Source organism: Methylobacterium oryzae, assembly GCF_021398735.1.
GTDB lineage: Bacteria > Pseudomonadota > Alphaproteobacteria > Rhizobiales > Beijerinckiaceae > Methylobacterium.
Genome location: NZ_CP090349.1, coordinates 1929009 through 1944248 on the forward strand (window position 1 = coordinate 1929009; position 15240 = coordinate 1944248).

14 protein-coding genes are annotated in these 15240 nt (G+C 71.3%); 8 read left to right on the plus strand and 6 right to left on the minus strand.

Annotation, left to right across the window (positions count from 1 at the left end; all coding sequences use genetic code 11):
• Positions 1-42: 42 nt before the first annotated feature.
• Complete coding sequence (gene ilvD, locus LXM90_RS09250) at positions 43-1872, plus strand: dihydroxy-acid dehydratase (protein ID WP_234082462.1); 1830 nt, start codon at positions 43-45, stop codon at positions 1870-1872.
• Here ilvD and LXM90_RS09255 read toward each other — a convergent pair whose 3' ends face one another.
• From LXM90_RS09255 to fcl, 3 genes are all read right to left on the minus strand, one after another.
• Entirely contained in the window at positions 1873-2571 is a 699-nt protein-coding gene (locus LXM90_RS09255) for a GDSL-type esterase/lipase family protein (protein ID WP_234082463.1), read from the minus strand.
• A 3-nt stretch (positions 2572-2574) separates the two neighbouring features.
• Complete coding sequence (locus LXM90_RS09260) at positions 2575-3597, minus strand: lipase (protein WP_042669512.1); 1023 nt, start codon at positions 3595-3597, stop codon at positions 2575-2577.
• Positions 3598-3674: 77 nt separating this feature from the next.
• Complete coding sequence (gene fcl / locus LXM90_RS09265) at positions 3675-4646, minus strand: GDP-L-fucose synthase (RefSeq protein WP_042669513.1); 972 nt, start codon at positions 4644-4646, stop codon at positions 3675-3677.
• 279 nt (positions 4647-4925) lie between these two features.
• Here fcl and LXM90_RS09270 point away from each other — a divergent pair, with 279 nt between their 5' ends.
• From LXM90_RS09270 to LXM90_RS31895, 4 genes are all read left to right on the plus strand, one after another.
• Positions 4926-6527, plus strand: a complete 1602-nt coding sequence (locus LXM90_RS09270; RefSeq protein ID WP_106735906.1) for a hypothetical protein — start codon at positions 4926-4928, stop codon at positions 6525-6527.
• 74 nt (positions 6528-6601) lie between these two features.
• Positions 6602-8125, plus strand: coding sequence for a phytoene desaturase (locus LXM90_RS09275; RefSeq protein WP_020091964.1), 1524 nt, complete (start codon positions 6602-6604; stop codon positions 8123-8125).
• A complete protein-coding gene (locus LXM90_RS09280) occupies positions 8106-9176 on the plus strand; it encodes a phytoene/squalene synthase family protein (protein ID WP_026604757.1) in 1071 nt (356 codons plus the stop codon). Before LXM90_RS09275 ends, LXM90_RS09280 begins: the two co-directional genes overlap by 20 nt.
• 22 nt (positions 9177-9198) lie before the next feature.
• A complete protein-coding gene (locus tag LXM90_RS31895; RefSeq protein ID WP_020091966.1) occupies positions 9199-9327 on the plus strand; it encodes a hypothetical protein in 129 nt (42 codons plus the stop codon).
• A 50-nt stretch (positions 9328-9377) separates the two neighbouring features.
• Here the strand turns inward: LXM90_RS31895 and LXM90_RS09285 are convergent, their stop codons facing one another.
• Both LXM90_RS09285 and hemC read right to left on the minus strand, forming a co-directional pair.
• The gene (locus tag LXM90_RS09285; RefSeq protein WP_103984777.1) at positions 9378-10289 is read right to left on the minus strand and encodes a PhzF family phenazine biosynthesis protein; all 912 of its coding nucleotides are present in this window, start codon (positions 10287-10289) and stop codon (positions 9378-9380) included.
• Positions 10290-10299: 10 nt separating this feature from the next.
• On the minus strand, positions 10300-11223 hold the full coding sequence (gene hemC / locus LXM90_RS09290) for a hydroxymethylbilane synthase (protein ID WP_020091968.1): 924 nt from the start codon (positions 11221-11223) through the stop codon (positions 10300-10302).
• Positions 11224-11406: 183 nt separating this feature from the next.
• Between hemC and LXM90_RS09295 the strand changes: the two genes are divergently transcribed.
• The 3 genes from LXM90_RS09295 to LXM90_RS09305 all read left to right on the plus strand — a co-directional run bounded on the left by LXM90_RS09295 (position 11407) and on the right by LXM90_RS09305 (position 13612).
• The gene (locus LXM90_RS09295) at positions 11407-12327 is read left to right on the plus strand and encodes a metallophosphoesterase (protein ID WP_020091969.1); all 921 of its coding nucleotides are present in this window, start codon (positions 11407-11409) and stop codon (positions 12325-12327) included.
• Positions 12328-12518: 191 nt separating this feature from the next.
• Positions 12519-13073, plus strand: a complete 555-nt coding sequence (locus LXM90_RS09300; RefSeq protein WP_020091970.1) for a TerB family tellurite resistance protein — start codon at positions 12519-12521, stop codon at positions 13071-13073.
• Positions 13074-13150: 77 nt separating this feature from the next.
• Complete coding sequence (locus LXM90_RS09305) at positions 13151-13612, plus strand: hypothetical protein (protein ID WP_020091971.1); 462 nt, start codon at positions 13151-13153, stop codon at positions 13610-13612.
• Between the two features lie 38 nt (positions 13613-13650).
• Here the strand turns inward: LXM90_RS09305 and LXM90_RS09310 are convergent, their stop codons facing one another.
• Positions 13651-15183: an acyl-CoA carboxylase subunit beta gene (locus LXM90_RS09310; protein ID WP_020091972.1), complete on the minus strand. Its 1533-nt coding sequence runs from the start codon at positions 15181-15183 to the stop codon at positions 13651-13653.
• Between the last annotated feature and the right edge of the window lie 57 nt (positions 15184-15240).

The following is a 15240-nucleotide window of genomic DNA, read 5'->3' on the forward strand; positions in this document are numbered from 1 at the left end:
GGGCGCAGAAGCCCTTCACCTTTGAACCAGTCGAAGCTCTCGATGCCTGCCTATCGCTCACGCACCACCACCCACGGCCGCAACATGGCCGGTGCCCGCGGCCTCTGGCGCGCCACCGGCATGAAGGATTCGGATTTCGGCAAGCCGATCATCGCGGTGGTGAACTCTTTCACGCAGTTCGTGCCGGGCCACGTTCACCTCAAGGACCTCGGCCAGCTCGTCGCCCGGGAGATCGAGGCGGCCGGCGGCGTCGCCAAGGAGTTCAACACCATCGCGGTCGATGACGGGATCGCGATGGGCCACGATGGGATGCTGTACTCGCTGCCGTCCCGCGAGCTGATCGCCGATTCCGTCGAGTACATGGTCAACGCGCACTGCGCCGACGCGATTGTGTGCATCTCGAACTGCGACAAGATCACCCCCGGCATGCTGATGGCGACGCTGCGCCTCAACATCCCGACCGTCTTCGTCTCGGGCGGTCCGATGGAGGCCGGCAAGGTCCAGCTGCCGGGCATCGCCAGGAAGGTCGACCTCGTCGACGCGATGATCGCGGCGGCCGACGACAGGATCTCCGACGAGGACGTCGCCGTCATCGAGCGCTCCGCCTGCCCGACCTGCGGCTCCTGCTCGGGCATGTTCACGGCGAACTCGATGAACTGCCTCACCGAGGCGCTGGGTCTGGCGCTGCCGGGCAACGGCTCGGTGCTCGCCACCCACGCCGACCGCAAGCGCCTCTTCGTCGAGGCCGGCCACCTGATCGTCGATCTGGCCCGCCGCCACTACGAGCAGGACGACGCCAGCGTGCTGCCGCGCGCGGTCGCGAGCTTCCAGGCGTTCGAGAACGCCATGACCCTCGACATCGCCATGGGCGGCTCGACCAACACGGTGTTGCACCTGCTGGCCGCCGCCCACGAAGGCGAGGTGCCCTTCACCATGGCCGACATCGACCGGCTGTCCCGGCGGGTGCCGGTGCTGTGCAAGGTCGCCCCGGCGGTGGCCAACGTCCACATGGAGGACGTCCACCGGGCGGGCGGCATCATGGGGATCCTGGGCGAGCTCGACCGGGCCGGCCTGATCGACACCGGCGTCGGCAACGTCTCGGCCGGAACGCTCGGCGGGGCGCTCGCCCGCTGGGACGTGCGCGGCGAACCGGCCGCCTCGGTCCAGACCTTCTACCGCGCGGCCCCGGGCGGCGTGCCGACCCAGGTGGCGTTCAGCCAGGAATCGCGCTTCGACGCACTCGACCTCGACCGGGAGGGCGGCGTCATCCGCGACGCGGCGCACGCCTACTCGCAGGATGGCGGCCTCGCCGTGCTCTACGGCAATCTCGCCGAGCAGGGCTGCATCGTGAAGACCGCGGGCGTCGACGCCTCGATCCTGACCTTCACGGGCACCGCCCGCGTGTTCGAGAGCCAGGACGCGGCCGTCGACGGCATCCTCAACGGCAAGGTCACGGCCGGCGAGGTGGTGCTGATCCGCTACGAGGGCCCCCGCGGCGGCCCCGGCATGCAGGAGATGCTGTACCCGACGAGCTACCTGAAATCGAAGGGACTGGGTAAGGCCTGCGCCCTCGTCACCGACGGACGATTCTCCGGCGGGTCGTCGGGCCTGTCCATCGGGCACGTCTCGCCCGAGGCGGCCGAGGGCGGCCTCATCGGCCTCGTGCGGGACGGCGACCGGATCGCCATCGACATCCCGAACCGGCGCATCCACCTCGATGTCGAGACGGCGGAGCTCGACCAGCGGCGGGCCGCTCAGGAGGCGGCGGGCTGGCAGCCGGCGAAGCCGCGCAAGCGAAAGGTGAGCACGGCCCTGCGCGCCTACGCCATGCTCACGACGAGCGCGGCGCACGGCGCGGTGCGCCGGGTCTGATCAGCGGAGTTCGAGGACCAGGGCGGCGATGGCGGCCAACAGGGCCGCCGCCGCCACCGCGGCGCCGATGAGGCGCGCGCGGACGGACCGGGCCGTGTTCGCGGGCGCACCGTTCACCGACAGGGCAGGGGCGGATGGGGCATCCGGGATGCGCCCCAGCGCCCGGAGCATCAACGGCTCGATCGCCGCGTATCCGGCCGGGCTCAGGTGGAGCCCGTCCGTCCCGTAATCCGGCCGGAGCCCGCCGGACTCGGACACCAGCACGGCGTGGTAATCGATGAACGTCGCGCCGTGCTCGTGGGCGTGGTCACGGAGCCACGCGTTGACCGCCGCGATCATGGCGGGGGCGTCCCGCACCTCCGGGTTCCACGGGATGCCGTCCACCGGCGTGAGCGAGCCGATCCAGGCCTTCACGCCCAGGGCGCGGGCCTCGTCGAGCATGCCGGCGAGCGTGCGGCAGATCTCCTCGACCGGGACGAAGACACCCTCGTTGCGGCCGATATCGTTGACGCCGCACAGGAGATGCACGCCCCGGGCGCCGGTCTCCGCGAGGTCGCGGGCGAACCGCATGGTGATCCAGCGCGTCGTCTGCCCGGAGCCGCCACGGGGGATGAGGTCGTAGGCCTCGAAAGTGCCGGCCCGGTGGAAGCCCCAGAGCTCCGTGATCGAGTCGCCCACGAAGACGATCGGTTCGGCCATGGCTCAGGCGGCCGTCGCCGCCCCGACCGTCTCGACCACCTCCGCCTGGAGACGGTCGGCCATCACTTGGCGCCCCTCCGAAGTCACGTGGACGATGTCGGTGAACAGGGCGCGGGTGTCGGCCTCGAACAGCCGGCTCAGGTTCCGCGCCGCGAAGGCCCGGTCGGCCGTGTCCAGCCGCCCGAGGACACTCTCGAAGCGCTCGTACTGGCGGTCGAGATAGGCGAGGAACGCGCCGGACGCGGCGCCGGCCTCCGCGCCCGCGAGCGTCCCCTTGCGGACGACCGTCGGCTGCAGGAGGAACCGGACCGGCGCGCCGATCCCGGGCGCGAGCCGCGCGAGGCGCCTGAGCGCCAGCTCGAACTGCCGCACCCCCTCCCATTCCCAGATGTCGGACTGCCAGTTCGTGAGCGCGCGCAGGTTCTCGAGGCGATTGAAGATCATCGCCTGCAGGCCGTCATACGACAGGTCCTCCGCGTCCTCGGCGGATTTCCTCGGGTCGAAGAAGTAGTCGTAGAGGCTCTCGTTCGCGAAGTGATTGTAGGGAACGCCGGCCCGCGGATCGAAGCTCCAAGGCTGGAAGATGTCGGTCGCGCCGCCGACGACCAGGATGACGTCGGGCTGCAGGTCCATCAGCCGCGTCGTGATCAGGGCGATCATCTGGTTGAGACAGGCCGAGACCGCGCCGAAATTGTAGACCCGCGCGCCGGGCCCGTGCGCCTGCTTCAGCCCGGTCTCCAGGCGTCCGGGCACGGTGTCGGCGAAGACCTGGCCGTCGATCAGCGTGCTGTCGCCGACGACGAAGACCCGCAGCGTCTCGGACGGCGGCCGCGCGTCCGCGTGCGCGTCGTTGCGATACCCGAGGGCGTCGTAGCGCCAGCCCTGACCGGACGCCTCGGTCAGCGGCTTCCCGGCGAACTGCGCGTAGGGCGCGGGAAACCGGCTGTTCGCGTCGAAATTCTGGAAGCTCTGCAGGAACTTCCGCCGTCGCGCGTCCGCGCTGTCGTCGGGCGGCCGGTGGGCCATGGTCCGTCTCCTCGCCGGGCGGATGCCCGGTGGCTGTGCGATGGTCGGTGAGCCGGGCGGCGCGACGGCGGGCCCACTCAGCTCCGCAGCGTCGCGTGGTTCTCCAGGAACCAGCCGTAGGTCTGGCGCAGGCCGTCCTCGAGGGCGATCTCCGGCCGCCAGCCCATCGCCCGCAGCCGCGACACGTCCATCAGCTTGCGCGGCGTGCCGTCCGGCTTGGTCGCGTCGAACGCCAGCTCGCCCGCGTAGCCGATCACCCGCGCGAGCGCCTCGGCGAGCTGACGGATGGTGCAGTCCTCACCCGTCCCGACGTTGATGTGCGACAGGTCGGGGCGCGTGTTCGCGGCGTAGACCGCGTCGTCCATCTCCATCACGTAGACGCTGGCCCGCGCCATGTCGTCGACGTGCAGGAACTCGCGCATCGCCCGGCCGGTGCCCCAGACCGTGACCTTCGCCAGACCCTCCCGCTTCGCCTCGTGGAAGCGGCGCATCAGCGCCGGCAGCACGTGGGCGTTCTCGGGATGGAAGTTGTCGTTCGGGCCGTAGAGGTTCGTCGGCATCACGCTGCGATAGCGGCGCCCATACTGGCGGTTGTAGCTCTCGCACATCTTGATCCCCGCGATCTTGGCGATCGCGTAGGGCTCGTTGGTCGGCTCGAGCAGCCCGGTCAGCAGGGCGTCCTCGCGCATCGGTTGGGGCGCGTGCTTCGGGTAGATGCAGGACGAGCCCAGGAACAGCAGCCGGTCGACGCCGTGCGTGTGCGCGGCGTCGATCAGGTTCGACTGGATCAGCAGGTTCTCGTGGATGAACTCGGCCGGGTAGGTGTTGTTGGCGTGGATGCCGCCGACGCGCGCGGCGGCGAGGTAGACCTGGTCGATGCGGTTCTCGGCGAAGAAGCGCCGGACCGCGGCCTGATCGAGGAGGTCGAGGGTTCGGCGGTCGGCCGTGAGGATCCGCTCGTGACCGAGCTCACGCAGGCGACGCACGATCGCCGAGCCCACCATGCCGCGATGGCCCGCCACGAAAATGGTCTGACCTCGACCGTCCATCACGCGTCCGTTCCCTGCCGAAAGCTCGGATTTCCAAGCCCCTATAGCCCCTTTGCGGCGCGATATCGCCGCGCAAACACGCGTTTTCTGAGGCGGGCCACGGGGCGCACGCCGGCCTCCGCGAACCGCGTCATTGTACGGGAAACGACGAAACCAAATACAACTGAAAGTTAGCGTTAATCATTCTACCAGAAGCTGCATCTCGTTCCTGCTTGCCGACCAACGGGTTGCAGGGCCGGATCGGAATCGCTCCCCGGCCGCGCAGCAATGGAGTTCCAGATGCGTCCCTTGACCGTCGTCCCGGTTACGCCGCGGACTGCGACGATCGCTGTCCTCCGTCCGGGCGCCGCCCGCGCGATCCCGATCGCGGCCGGGCTCCTGCTCTGCACGGCCCTGGCGACACCCGCCCAGGCGCAGCTCCTGCGCGGCGCGCTGGATACAACCACGAATGGCATCCTCGGCACCGGGCTCACGATCGGCACGAGCAGCCCCGGCAGCGGCGTGCTCGGAACCGGCCTCAATGTCGGCACGACCAATGGCGGGCTTCTCGGCACGGGCGTCACGGTCGGCACCACCAATCCCGGGACCGGCGTCCTCGGGACCGGCGTCAATGTCGGGACCACGACCGGCGGCAGCGTGCTCGGCACCGGCGTGACGGTCGGCACCACCGCTCCCGGGACCGGCGTCCTCGGAACGGGGCTCAACGTCGGGACCACCGGCGGGGGTGTGCTCGGGACCGGCGTGCTCGTCGGCACGACCGGTCCGGGAGACGGGCTGCTCGGCACCGGTCTGACCCTGGGAACCGCGGGAGGGACCGGAACGGGCGGCTGCGGCACATGCGGCGGCACCGGCGGGGGTGGGACCGGCGGAGGCGGAACCGGTGGTGGTGGTACTGGTGGCGGGTCCAATCAGGGCATCTACATCATCACCGGCAACGTGACGCAGTCCCAGGGGCAGACCGTCATCAACGAGCTGAGGCTCTCGCAGCTCACGAGCGTCACGGGCGTCGCCGCGAACAACACCAGCAACCAGGCCGCGCCGATCGCCGTCGGCAGCGACGCGCTGGCGGTGGGCTACGGTTCGAGCGCGGCCGGGACGGCCTCGACCGCGGTCGGCACGGGCGCCAGCGCGGCCAACACCGGCAGCGTCGCCCTCGGCTACGCGGCCAGCGCGCAGGGCCTCGGCGGAACGGCGATCGGCACGGCCTCCGCGGCGTCCGGAGCCGGCAGCACCGCCTTGGGCTTCGTCGCCGGCGCGACCGGGACCGGATCCACCGCCATCGGTGCGGCCGCCTCGGCGGCCGGCAACAACAGCGTCGCGCTCGGCAACGGGGCGGCCGCCAATCAGGCCAACACGATCGCGATCGGCGCGAACGTGAAGACGACCCAGGCCAACCAGGTGGCGATCGGCAATTCCGCGAACACCTACACGCTGGCCGGCATCGCCTCGCAGGCGAGCGCCGCCGCCCAGAGCGGAGCGACGGCCTTCGTGACCACGGACGCGAACGGTAACCTCGCGGCCTCGGCCTACGGACCGTCGACGATCGCCGGCCTCGGCAACCGGATCGATTCGGTGCAGGCGCAGGTCAACAACCTGGAAGCCAAGACCGACTCGGTCCAGCGCTACGCCATCCAGACCCGCAAGGAGGCCCGGCAGGGCGTCGCCATGGCCATCGCGATGGCGACCGCGCCGATGCCGTCGGCGCCGGGCAAGACGACCTGGGCCACCAACGGAGCGACCTACCGGGGCGAGTGGGCCGGCGGTCTCGCTGTGGCGCACCGGTTGCCGACCTGCTGCGTCCCGATCGCGGTGACCGCGGGCGTGGCCTACGGCGGCGACAACGCCGTCGGTGTCCGCGCCGGCCTCGCGGGCGAATTCTGACAGGGCCATCATCACCAGGGACGCGCCTGATTTCGTCCTTGCGCAGCGTGAAAGGACCGCGATAGTGTCAAGCAATGCTGACACTCGCGGTCGACCATCGGGTTGCGCAAGAGATCGATCGGCGCCCGCACGCCGTCGTGGTCGGCTCGGGCTTCGGCGGTCTCGCCGCGGCGGTCCGGCTGGGCGCGCGCGGCTATCGCGTCACCGTCTTGGAGCGCCTCGCGCAGCCCGGGGGACGGGCCCGCGTCCACCGGCAGGACGGCTTCACCTTCGACGCCGGTCCGACCATCGTCACCGCGCCCCAGCTCTTCGAGGAGTTGTGGCAGCTCGCCGGCCGCAGGCTCGCCGACGACGTGACGCTGGTGCCGATGGATCCCTTCTACCGGATCCGCTTCGCCGACGGCACGTCCTTCGCCTACAGCGGCGACGTGGACCGGATGCGCGCCGAGGTGGCCCGCTTCGCGCCGGACGACGTCGCGGGGTACGAGCGCTTCATGGCGCACAGCCGCGCCGTCTGCCGGATCGGGTTCGAGCAGCTCGGACACGTGCCGTTCGGCAGCGTCGGCGCGATGCTCAAGATCGCGCCCGACCTGCTGCGCCTCTCGGGACACCGCTCGGTGCACGACGTGGTGGCGCGCTTCATCCGCGACGAGCGGCTGCGCACGGTCTTCAGCTTCCATCCGCTCCTGATCGGCGGCAACCCGTTCCGGGCCAGCGCCATCTACTGCCTGATCGCCGACCTCGAGCGGCGCTGGGGCGTTCACTTCGCGATGGGCGGTACGGGGCAGCTGGTCGACGGGCTGGTGCGGCTGATCCGGTCGCAGGGCGGCCGCCTGCGCCTCGGCGTCGAGGTCGCGCGCATCCGGGTCGAGGCGGGGGCGGCCACCGGCGTCGACCTGACCAGCGGCGAGACGATCGCGGCCGACGTCGTGGTGTCCAACGCCGATTCGGCCGTGACGCACGCGCGCCTGCTTCCGGAGGCGCAGCGCTGGAGCCCGGGGCGGTTCCAGCGAGCCCGCTCGTCGATGGGACTATTCGTCTGGTACTTCGGCACCAAGCGGCGCTACCCGGCGGTGGATCACCACACGATCCTGCTCGGGCCCCGATACCGCGGCCTGCTCGCCGACATCTTCGACCGCAAGGTGCTGGCCGAGGACGCGAGCCTCTACCTGCATCGTCCGACCGCCACCGATCCGAGCCTCGCCCCACCGGGATGCGACGCCTTCTACGTGCTGGCCCCGGTGCCGAACCTCGCCGGCGGCCAGGATTGGCAGACCCTCGCCGAACCGTACCGGCGCCGGATCGCCGCCCTGCTCGAGGCGAGCGTGATGCCTGGCCTGTCGGAGGCCATCGTGACCTCGAAGGTGACGACGCCGCTGGATTTCCAGGACGATTTCCTGAGCTACCGGGGCTCCGGATTCGGCCTGGAGCCGGTGCTGACGCAATCGGCCTGGTTCCGTCCGCACAACCGGTCGAGCGCAGTCCGCAACCTCTACCTCGTGGGCGCCGGCACGCATCCGGGGGCCGGCCTCCCCGGGGTGCTGTCCTCCGCCCGCATCCTCGACAGCGTGGTCCCCGATGCCCGCGTTACCGCCTGAATTCGCCGCCGCGGCCGACCGGACCGCCTGCCGGATGGCGATCCGGGCCGGTTCGAAGAGCTTCTTCGCGGCCGGCCAGCTGCTGCCGGCCGACATGCGCGAGGCGGCTTACGGCCTCTACGCCTTCTGCCGGCTGTCCGACGATCTCGTCGACGATGCGGCGAGCCCGGCCGACCGGCGCGGCGCCGTGGCGCGTCTCGAGGCCCGGATCGGTCAGGCCTATGCGGGCCGTCCCGCCGACGCCCCGGCGGACCGCGCCTTCGCGGAGATCGTCGCGGCCCACGCGATTCCGGAAGCGCTGCCGCGCGCGCTGATCGAGGGCTTCGCCTGGGACGCCGAGGGCCGGCGCTACGCCGATCTCGGGGCGCTCCACGCCTACGCTGCCCGGGTCGCGGGCTCGGTCGGGGCGATGATGTCCCTGATCATGGGGACCCGCTGTCCCGACGCGCTGGCCCGCGCCTGCGATCTCGGCGCCGCGATGCAGCTCACCAACATCGCGCGCGACGTCGGCGAGGACGCGCGGATGGGCCGCCTCTACCTGCCACTGGACTGGATGCGGGAGGCGGGGCTCGATCCGGACGCGTTCCTCGCCGATCCGCGGCCGAGCCCGGCCCTGGCCGGCGTGGTGGCCCGCCTCCTCGCCGAGGCGGACAGCCTCTACGCGCGCGCCGAGGCGGGCATCGCGGTGCTGCCACGCGGCTGCCGGCCCTCGATCCGGGCGGCGGGGCTGATCTACGCCGAGATCGGCCGGGTCGTCGCGGCGCAGGGCTACGATTCGGTCCGCCACCGCGCCCGGGTCACGACGGCGCGGAAGCTCGCCCTGATCGTCCGCGCGATCCGAACGCCCGCGGACGCGGCCGGCCTCGGCGCGGCCCCGCTTCCCGAGACGGCGTTCCTGATCGAGGCCGTGGCGGCCGAGCCGGTCCTGCCGATGCGCGCGCGCCCGGCGCTGCGGCCCTGGTGGGACGTCGGCGGCCGGGTCGTGCACGTCCTCGACCTGATCGAGCGGATGCGCGAGCGCGAGGCGTTCGGCCGCTCCGCACCGTCCTGATCGACGCGGCGGAGGCTCATCGGTGCGCGACGGGCTGTTCGCCGCCCTCGATATCGGACTCGTCTTCGCCCTGGCGCTGGGTGTCGGGGTCTGGCAGCTCATCGCGGTCCGCCGCAGCATCCGCCGCGACCGGGACGGCAAGGCGGATTGAGGCCACGGTTACCGACGGCGGCCTCCGGGCCGTGACGGCGCGGTGAGCCACTACCCCGCGATCCGGCCGCCCTCATCCGTCGCGGTCACGCGGTCGGCGGATTCGGCGAGCGCGACGTCGCCCTCCAGCAGGCACCCGACCGGGCGGCCGTCCACGAAGCCGAGCCGCACCCGGATCTCGGACAGGCGGCCCATAGCCCGACCCTGCAGGATCCGGATCGGACGGTCGTCCGGCTCGATGAGGCCGTCCTGCAACAGCCCGAAGGCCAGGGCTGCGGCCGCGATGCCCGTGGCGGCGTCCTCGGGATAGCCGGAGGCGCGGGGAAACTGCCGCGCCTCGAACAGCCGGGCCGGGCCGTCGAGCACGGCGTAGGGGTAGAGCCCGGTCGACCCGATCCGCGTGCAGGCAGCCTCGACGGCATCGCTTGCGGGCGCGAGGGCGTTCAGCGCCGCCGAGTCGCGCATCGGCACGAGCGTCTTGATCCGGGACGTCACAGCGTTGTGGACCGGCCGCGCAGCGAGGGCGTCGCGCCCGATTCCGAGCGCCGCTTGAGCTGCGGCGCTCTGCTCGTCCGTCAGGGGCCGCACGCGGCCGACCGACTGCGTGATCGCGACGCTCCAAGCATCCGCGCCGCGCGGGCTGACGAACCCCGTTACGGAACCGCTGCCGGTGGCGATGCGGACCGACCCGTCCGGGAGGCGCCCCTCGCGGGCGAGCACCCACAGGACGCCGATCGTGGCGTGGGCGCACATCTCCATCTCGTGGTTCGGCACGAAGAAGCGGAGGTGCAGATCGTGGGCCGGGTCATCGGCCGGCAGCGCGAAGCCCGATTCGTGGCCGTACCGCCGGGCGACGCCCCGCATGGCCTCCGCGTCGAGGGCCCGCGCGTCGGAGACGACGGGACAGGGATTGCCGCCCGTGCCGGCGTGCGTGAAGACGTCGACCACAGTCACGCGGGGCATCGGCCGGCCCTCACTGGAGGTGGCGGGTATAGGTGTCGCCGGCCGCCGCCTTGAGGGCCGCGCCCGCCTCGCGGCCGATCCGCTCCGCCTCCGCGACGGGTCCCTGCCGGGACGCCGCCCAGTGGCGGCTGCCGTCGGGCAGGAACAGCAGCCCGTCGATCCGCAGAGTGTCCCCGTCGATCTGCGCCAGGGCGGCGATGGGCGTCCGGCAGGATCCGTCGAGTTCCGCGAGCAGCGCCCGCTCGGCCGAGACCGCGATGGTGGTCCGCGCGCAGGCGATGGGCGCCAGGAGGTCGCGGATCGCCGCGTCGTCCGAGCGGCACTCGATGCCCAGGGCGCCCTGCGCCACGGCCGGCAGCATCTCCTCGACCGACAGGACGCTGCGCGCCATGCTCTCCAGGCCGAGGCGCTCCAGGCCCGCGATGGCGAGGAGCGTCGCGTCGCACTCGCCGGCCTCGAGTTTGCGCATCCGGGTGTTGGCGTTGCCCCGCAGCGGGACCACTCGGAGATCGGGCCGTCGCATCAGCACCTGCGCGCCGCGGCGGAGCGACGAGGTCCCGACCCGGGCGCCGGCCGGCAGCCCCGCCAGTCCGTCGGCGTGCGGCGACAGGAACGCGTCCCGCGGGTCGTCGCGCGCGAGGATGCAGGCGATGGTGAGACCGTCGGGGAGCCAGGTCTCCACATCCTTCATCGAATGCACGGCGACGTCGACCTCGCCGGCGAACAGGGCCTGCTCGAGTTCCTTGGTGAACAGGCCCTTGCCGCCGATCTCGGACAGGGGCCGGTCCAGGATCTTGTCGGCCACGGTGGTCACGACCACCAGCTCGGTCTCGAGGCCCGGATTGGCCGCCACGATCCGGTCGCGCACCATCCCGGTCTGCGCGAGCGCCATCGGAGAGCCGCGGGTGCCGATGCGCAGGGGGCGGTTCAACATCTGTTCCGGATCGCTTCGCTGGACGAGACACTGCCTTATAGACCGAGCGCGGCGGCAGGCCACATTCCGTCAACCGGTTTCGGGCCAGGGTCTCGCGGCCGTGAAGGCGGCCCGCCCCGCTTTCGCCGGACTGCGCGCCTAGCGGGACCCCGGCGGGTTCTGGAGCCTACAGGTCTTATCGCGATGCTGATCATGCCGAGCCGCCGGCAGTTCCTGACCGGGCTCGGCGTGGGCGCCGGCCTCACCGCCGCGACGGGCGTCTACGCCTTCGACGTCGAGCCGCTGCACCGGCTCGTGGTCACGTCCTACGCGCCGTCCCTGCCGCGCTGGGATCCGGCGCTGCGCCTGCGGGTGGCGGTGCTGGCGGATTTCCACATCTGCGAGCCGTACATGCCGTTCGACCGGGTGGCGGAGATCGTCGCGGCCACCAACGCCCTCGCGCCCGATCTGGTCCTGCTGCTCGGCGACTACCCGGCCGGGCGCATCGCGTGGCGCAAGCTGCCGCTCGACCAGTTCGCCCGGATGATGACGGAGCTGAAGGCGCCCCTCGGCACGCACGCGATCCTCGGCAACCACGATTGGTGGGACGACCACGCCGTCCAGCGGGCCGGCCGCGGCGTTCCGGCGGTGCGGCGCCTGCTGGAGGCGCAGGGCATCCCGGTCCTGGAGAATCAGGCCGTGCGCCTCGTGAAGGACGGGCGGCCGTTCTGGCTGGCCGGGCTCGGCGACCAGCTGCCGTTCCTCAACGCGTGGAGCACGTTCAGCCTGGCCGACCTGCCGCGAACGCTGCGAGCGGTCACGGACTCGGCGCCCGTGATCCTGATGGCCCACGAACCCGACATCTTCGTCTCCGTGCCCGACCGCGTCTCGCTGACCCTCGCCGGCCACACCCATGGCGGCCAGGTCCGGCTGTTCGGCCACGCCCCCGCCATCCGGAAGGTGCGCGGCCACGATTACTCCTACGGCCACATCGTCCAGGACGGCCGCCACATGATCGTCTCGGGCGGTTTCGGGATGAGCCGGATCCCAGTGCGGATGGGCGTCCCTCCGGAGATCGTCCTCCTCGAGCTCGGCACGTCGGACGCGTCCGCGACCGCCAGCTGAGCACGCGAGCGCGTCACGCGGACGCCGACGGTCGCCGCATCCGTGAAGTAGATCCGGGTCGCGCACAATGGATGTGTCGCCTGCGCGCGCGATCTTGCAAGTCACAGCCGTCATTCGCAGGCATTGACGCGGGTTTGACACACCGAGATGTGCGTGAGAGCGTCCCGCGTCGATTCGATCTGGGGACGCTCATGCCGATCCTGCTCGGCCTCATCGGGATCATCGTCGCGGGACTGTTCTGGATCTTGCGGACGCACGGAGCCGTCAAGGGCCTGCAGGAGGTCAACCGGGACACGAAGGGGCTTCAGCGCCGCGCCGTCTCGACCTTCCAGAACCTCGTGGGGACGCCGTTGCAGCGCGTCCGAGACCCGCGCCTGGCGGCGGTGATCCTGATGATTCAGCTGGTCCGGACCGGCAGCCCCCTCACCGCCAGCGAGAAGACGCGGATCCTCGAATACATGGAGCGTCCGCTCGAGGTGGATCGGATCTCGGCCACCTTCGAGCGGGCCTGGGGCTACACGCAGGCGCGTCTCCCGTTCTCGCAGGTCGCCGACGCCCTGGCGCCGCTTCTGCGCGACGCGCTGACGGTGGCCGAGCGGGGCGAGCTGATCGCGATGCTGACCCAGGTGGCCAGCGCGCATTCCCCGCCCAGCGAGTTGCAGCGGGAGGGCATCGCCCGCCTCAAGCGGCGCCTGCTCGTCGGCGAGGGACCCGTCCTGGTCAGGGGACGAGGCGAATCCGCCTGATCCGCATCGGGGTGGGGCAAGGCGCGCCGGAACGCCGCGCCGCTCGCCTTTCCGGACCGCTGCGCTACCTCGCGGGCATGCGCGCGCTTCTGCCTCTCCTCGTCTTCACCGCCCTTTCGGCCGGCGCCGGCCCCGTCCGGGCACAGTCCTGCGACGCGCTCGTCGACAAGGTCACGGCCGAGACGGCGGCCAAGACGGCCGAGCGCCGGAGCGACTACGCGAGCTTCACGGCCGGTCCGGACATGACCCTGACGCTGGCCTGCGGCGGGCCAGACTTGTCCTCTGTGGGCGCGCAGTTTCGCGGGGCGAACCCGCCCGACCGCTACTACGACCTGTTCGGGCAGGCCGGGCACGCGGTGACCGGCATCGATGCCGCCGTGATCACCGAGGCCGCGCACCGGGCCCAGGCGACGGCCACGAAGCTCAGGCACAGCAACGTCGATCTCGGCGGGGCCCGGGTCACCTGCTCGGCGATGGTGTCGCCCGACAAGGGCCCGCTGACGCTGTGCGCGGTGATCGAGAACAGCAACCGCAGCTGAGACCGGCGGCGGCGCGGCCGCCGGCCCGTGCGCCCGCCTCAGAGCGGGATGTTGTCGTGCTTCTTCCAGGGCTGCTCCATCTTCTTGGTGCGGAGCATCCCGAGGGCCTTGGCGATCCGGCGGCGGGTCGAGTGCGGCATGATCACCTCGTCGATGTAGCCGCGCTCGGCCGCCACGAAGGGCGAGAGGAACCGGTCCTCGTACTCGCCGGTGCGCGCCGCGATCTTCTCCGGGTCGCCGATCTCACTGCGGAAGATGATCTCGACCGCGCCCTTCGCGCCCATCACGGCGATCTGCGCCGTCGGCCACGCGTAGTTCACGTCCGCGCCGACGTGCTTCGACGCCATGACGTCGTAGGCGCCGCCGAAGGCCTTGCGGGTGATGATCGTGACCAGCGGCACCGTCGCCTGTGAGTAGGCGAAGAGCAGCTTGGCGCCGTGCTTGATCAGGCCGCCGTATTCCTGCGCCGTGCCCGGCAGGAAGCCCGGCACGTCCACGAAGGTGACGATCGGGATGCCGAAGGCGTCGCAGTAGCGCACGAAGCGCGCGGCCTTCCGCGAGGCGTCCGAATCGAGCACGCCCGCGAGCACCAGCGGCTGGTTGGCCACGAAACCGACGGTCCGGCCCTCGATCCGGCCGAACCCGGTGATGATGTTGCGCGCGTAGGCGGACTGGATCTCGAAGAAGTCGCCCTCGTCCACCACGCGGCGGATCAGCTCGCCCATGTCGTAGGGCTTGTTCGGGTTGTCGGGGATCAGCGTGTCGAGGGACGCGTCGATCCGGTTGACGTCGTCGAAGCTCTCCAGCTCCGGCACGCCGTCGATGTTGTTCGCCGGGAGGAAGTCGAGGAGGCGGCGGATCTGGAGGATCGCCTCGACGTCGTTCTCGAAGGACCCGTCGGCGATCGACGACTTGGTCGTGTGGACCTTGGCGCCCCCGAGTTCCTCGGCGGTCACGACCTCGTTGGTGACGGTCTTCACCACGTCGGGGCCGGTCACGAACATGTAGCTCGTGTCGCGAACCATGAAGATGAAGTCGGTCATGGCCGGCGAGTAGACGTCGCCGCCCGCGCAGGGACCCATGATCACCGAGATCTGCGGGATGACGCCCGAGGCCATGACGTTGCGGCGGAACACCTCGCCGTAGCCGCCGAGCGCCGCGACGCCCTCCTGGATGCGCGCGCCGCCGGCGTCGAAGATACCGATGATCGGGGCGCGCATCTTCAGCGCCATGTCCTGAACCTTCACGATCTTCTGGGCATGCGCCTCGGACAGCGAGCCGCCGAAAACCGTGAAGTCCTTCGAGAAGAGGAAGACCGTGCGGCCGTTGATCGTGCCCCAGCCGGTCACGACGCCGTCGCCGGGGATCTTCTGCTTCTCCATGCCGAAATCGGTGGAGCGGTGCTGCACGAACATGTCGAACTCCTCGAACGACCCGTGGTCGAGGAGGAGTTCGATGCGCTCGCGCGCCGTGAGCTTGCCGCGCTTGTGCTGGGCCTCGACGCGCTTCTCACCGCCGCCGAGCCGGGCCTGCGCCCGCCGCTCTTCGAGCTTGTCGAGGATGTCCTTCATGGCTGTTCCCGCCCTTCCCCTGCCTGTGACCTGCGACCCGGATCGGGCCGGGTCCAA